The sequence below is a fragment of the Mesorhizobium sp. genome (genome assembly GCF_017306585.1).
Taxonomy (GTDB): domain Bacteria; phylum Pseudomonadota; class Alphaproteobacteria; order Rhizobiales; family Rhizobiaceae; genus Mesorhizobium.
Genome location: NZ_JAFKIC010000340.1, coordinates 1 through 3,528 on the forward strand (window position 1 = coordinate 1; position 3,528 = coordinate 3,528).

The 3,528-nt window shown below is 60.3% G+C and carries 6 protein-coding genes; 3 read left to right on the plus strand and 3 right to left on the minus strand.

Annotation, left to right across the window (positions count from 1 at the left end; genetic code table 11):
• The first annotated feature begins 160 nt into the window (after nt 1-160).
• Both J0I79_RS34370 and J0I79_RS34375 read left to right on the plus strand, forming a co-directional pair.
• Nucleotides 161-799, plus strand: coding sequence for a 2'-5' RNA ligase family protein (locus tag J0I79_RS34370; protein ID WP_292870427.1), 639 nt, complete (start codon nt 161-163; stop codon nt 797-799).
• A gap of 129 nt (nt 800-928) precedes the next feature.
• Nucleotides 929-1,282, plus strand: coding sequence for a SnoaL-like domain-containing protein (locus J0I79_RS34375; RefSeq protein WP_292870430.1), 354 nt, complete (start codon nt 929-931; stop codon nt 1,280-1,282).
• Nucleotides 1,283-1,381: 99 nt separating this feature from the next.
• Here J0I79_RS34375 and J0I79_RS34380 read toward each other — a convergent pair whose 3' ends face one another.
• Genes J0I79_RS34380 through J0I79_RS34390 form a run of 3 tightly spaced genes read right to left on the minus strand, consistent with a single transcriptional unit; the run spans nt 1,382 to nt 2,789 of the window.
• The gene (locus J0I79_RS34380) at nt 1,382-1,861 is read right to left on the minus strand and encodes an SRPBCC family protein (RefSeq protein WP_292870433.1); all 480 of its coding nucleotides are present in this window, start codon (nt 1,859-1,861) and stop codon (nt 1,382-1,384) included.
• Nucleotides 1,858-2,211, minus strand: a complete 354-nt coding sequence (locus tag J0I79_RS34385; RefSeq protein WP_292870436.1) for a metalloregulator ArsR/SmtB family transcription factor — start codon at nt 2,209-2,211, stop codon at nt 1,858-1,860. The genes J0I79_RS34380 and J0I79_RS34385 overlap by 4 nt, the downstream gene beginning before the upstream one ends.
• Before the next feature lie 2 nt (nt 2,212-2,213).
• Entirely contained in the window at nt 2,214-2,789 is a 576-nt protein-coding gene (locus J0I79_RS34390; RefSeq protein WP_292870439.1) for a dihydrofolate reductase family protein, read from the minus strand.
• 157 nt (nt 2,790-2,946) lie between these two features.
• Between J0I79_RS34390 and J0I79_RS34395 the strand changes: the two genes are divergently transcribed.
• Entirely contained in the window at nt 2,947-3,294 is a 348-nt protein-coding gene (locus J0I79_RS34395; RefSeq protein ID WP_292870442.1) for an ArsC family reductase, read from the plus strand.
• Nucleotides 3,295-3,528 lie beyond the last annotated feature (234 nt).

A 3,528-nucleotide genomic window follows, 5' to 3' on the forward strand; every position in this document is an offset into this window, starting at 1 on the left:
CGACGCCGCTGTCAGTCCCTTCTCCCCGTCACTATACGGGGAGAAGGTGCCGGCAGGCGGATGAGGGGCAGCGCCGCGTAAACAATCGAGGGCCCTCTTGATTTGTTCTTGCTATGTTCTAGGTTGATGGATCTTGCCAATTTGTCGGCTGGGATCGGTTATGCGTGAGTTACCTACATTCGGGATCGCCAAAAACGGCCAGCGCTTCTTCGAATGGAAAGACTTGGAACGACATTTCGAAGACCGGATATTCTTCGCCATCCTTGCCGAGACCACAATCGCCGGCCCTCTCGCGCGGAAGGCCGTCACTTTGGATCGTGAGCTGGGATTACAAAGTTTGTTTGTTCCGGAAGACCACATCCATATCTCGTTGGTAAGTCTCGGCGACCACGACGAGTTCCCGGACGCATTGATCGAAGATGCATGCCGCATAGGCTCGATGGTCGTTGCGAAACCGTTCAAGGTTTCGTTCGATCGCCTGTCGTCTTTTGGTGGTGGTTCGCTCGTTCTGCGCGGCAGCTCAGGCAGCAATGCGGCGCTTCAGGAATTCTGGCGAAAGCTAACCGCTCTGATATCCGACAGCCCCTTGCAAAGGTATCTCACGAGATCCATCGAACCGCATGTCACGTTGCTTCGTGACGAAGCGCGTGTTCCCAAAATTCACGAACGATCGATTGATCCAGTCTGTTGGCTGGTCCGGGATTTCGTACTGATCCACAGTCTCATCGGCAAAGGCATCTACAAGGAGTGTGGGCGCTGGCAGTTGACCGGCCAGTACGATTCCCTGGCCGGTATGTGAGGAATCATCGTCACACGGCTACGCTATATCTATCGTCCTGACAGCGCCTTGTCAGCTATCGACCGGCCGGCAGTGGCGCACAGACAGGCTGTTCCCTACTTGCAGCGTGTCTCAACAGGAGGACCGAAAATGACCATCGCGGAAATTGCCAAGGATTTTACCGAGTTGCTCAAGCAGGGCGACCACGACGGCGCCGCCGAGAAATACAATGCCGACGACATCGCCAGCTACGAGGCCATGGAAGGGCCGATGGCCGTCAGCCACGGCAAGGAGGCTCTCAGGCAGAAAAGCCAGTGGTGGCAGGAAAACCACGAGGTCCATGGCGGCTCGGTCGAAGGCCCCTATCTCAATGGCGACCAGTTCGCGGTGCGCTTCACCTTCGACATAACACCCAAGGCCACCGGCCAGCGTGTCACGATGGATGAGGTCGGCCTCTACACGGTCAAGAACGGCAAGATCACCGAAGAGCGTTTTTACTATTGAGGCCCGACGCGCCGCCGGGTTTTCCGGCGCGCCTGCCTCGTCGCATCGGGGTGAAAACAAGCGTGGCGGCCGGGTGATTCCTGGCCGCCATGGGAGTGCTCAAATCGTCTTCACATAGTCCGCCAGTTGGTCGGCCACCGTGCCCCAGCCATCGAAGAAACCCATCTCCTCGTGATTGTTGCGGGTCGCCTCGTCGCGATGGATGGCGGTGGCGGTGTAGCGCGTGCCCTGGCCTTCATGCCGCAGAGAAATCACCGCAGTGATGAACGGCTCGCCCGACGGCCGATAGCCCGGCAGCAGCGCATCCGTCCACACCAGCCGCTCGTTCGGCACGATTTCGAGATAGCAGCAATGGCGGTCGTTGACCTCCTTGCCGTCGGGCGACTGCATGCGGGTGCGGAACAGCCCGCCCGGCCTGAGGTCGATCTCGCAATCGGTGATCATCCACGGCTTCGGCGTGAACCATTGCTTGATATGCTCCGGCGTCGTCAAGGCGCTCCACAGAAGTTCGCGTGGCGCGTCGAGGAAGCGCTCCAGCGTCAGGTCCAGTTTCGGGTCGGGCTTGAACGGATAGCTCACTTTTCACTCTCCTTGAGGCTCATCACATAGGCGTCGAACTGGTCGAGACGGCGCTCCCACAGCGCGCGCTGCTCGGCAAGCCAGCTTTCGGCGAGTTTCAGGGGCTCGGGTGACAGCTGGTAGGTCCTGACCCGGCCGGCCTTCTCCGATCGCACCAGCCCGCAGCTTTCCAGCACCTTGAGGTGTTCGACGAAGGAAGGCAGCGCCATGCCGAAGGGCTCGGCCAGCTCGCTCACCGATGCCGGGCTTCTGTTCAGCCGCTCCACCACGCGCCGCCGCGTCGGGTCGGCCAGAGCGCGGAAGATGCCGTCGACCGGTGGGGGGCTGGGGCTTGTGGCCTGCAGGCTCATCGTCAGATCTCCCCGTCTTGCAGCACCTGGTAGACGAGCTCGACCGCGCCGTTGGGGAAGGAGTGCGTGGCGGTGAGCCGCAGATTGGTCGCGTCCTCGGTCCGGTCGAAGAAAGCGGTGCCGCTTCCCAGGATGACGGGAAACACCATCAGCCGGTATTCATCGACCAGGCCATGCCGGCGCAGCGCGTTGGCCAGCGTGCGGCTGCCGCCGACAAGAATTCCGCCCTTGAGGTTCTGCTTGAGCCTGGCCACCGCCGCCATTGGATCGCCCTGCAGGACGGTGGTGTTGTTCCAGGCCGGATCTTTCAGCGTCGAGGAGACGACATATTTCGGCATGCCGTTCATGCGGTCGGCGAACGGCCCCTTATAGCTCGGCCAGGCGCCGGCGAAACTTTCATAAGTCACCCTGCCGACCAGCAGCGCCTCATGGTCGAGCACTTCCTTGAACTTGTGCTCGATCTGCTTGGCCTCGTGGCGCTTGCCGACCCAATTGGTGTGCCGGTAGCCAGGCTCTCCGCCCGGCGCTTCCGACACACCGTCGATCGAGATGAATTGCACGACGACGAGCCTGCCCACGATCTCTCTCCTCACGATCCATTCTGAATGAACAATTACTTAGGAAAAAACCTTAGTATTGGCAAGAGCCAGATGGAACGGTGGCGAAGCGCTGGCAAAGCGGATAGGGCAGGCCTAGGCTCGGCGAGATTCGCAAATTCATTCAATGAGGTCAGTCGTGACGATCACCATGTACGGCATTACCACCTGCGACACGATCAAGAAGGCGCGCGTCTGGCTGGAGAGCCATGAAATTCCCTATCGCTTTCACGATTATCGGGCGGAAGGGATCGAGGCCGGCAGGCTGGATGGTTGGGTCGGCAAGGTCGGCTGGGAAAAGCTGCTCAACAAGGGCAGCACGACCTTTCGCGAACTGCCGGACCAGGACAAGGCCGGGCTCGACGAGAAGAAGGCCAAGAAGCTGATGCTGGCCAAGCCGACGATGATCAAGCGCCCGGTGCTGGAAGTGGGGGACCGGGTGTTGGTTGGGTTCAAGCCGGAGGCCTATGAGGAAGCGGTGAAGTAAGGCAGACCGACACCTGACGCGTTCCTTCACGCCCCTCTGTCCTGCCGGACATCTCCCCCACGAGGGGGGAGATTGGATGTCGCGACGGCTTTCGCCAATCTCCAACGTTGCAGGACTGTACGGGGGCGCCGAAACTGCCAATCTCCTCCCCTTGTGGGCAGGGCAATCGCATATGGTTTTTTACGAAGATTGACCTCCACCCTTAATCCCTCCCCACAAGGGGGAGGGAGACTT

Coding starts and splice junctions, on each gene's coding strand:
- J0I79_RS34375 (WP_292870430.1), top strand. CDS start 929: ATGACCATCGCGGAAATTGCCAAGGATTTTACCGAGTTGCTCAAGCAG.
- J0I79_RS34385 (WP_292870436.1), bottom strand. CDS start 2,211: ATGAGCCTGCAGGCCACAAGCCCCAGCCCCCCACCGGTCGACGGCATC.
- J0I79_RS34370 (WP_292870427.1), top strand. CDS start 161: ATGCGTGAGTTACCTACATTCGGGATCGCCAAAAACGGCCAGCGCTTC.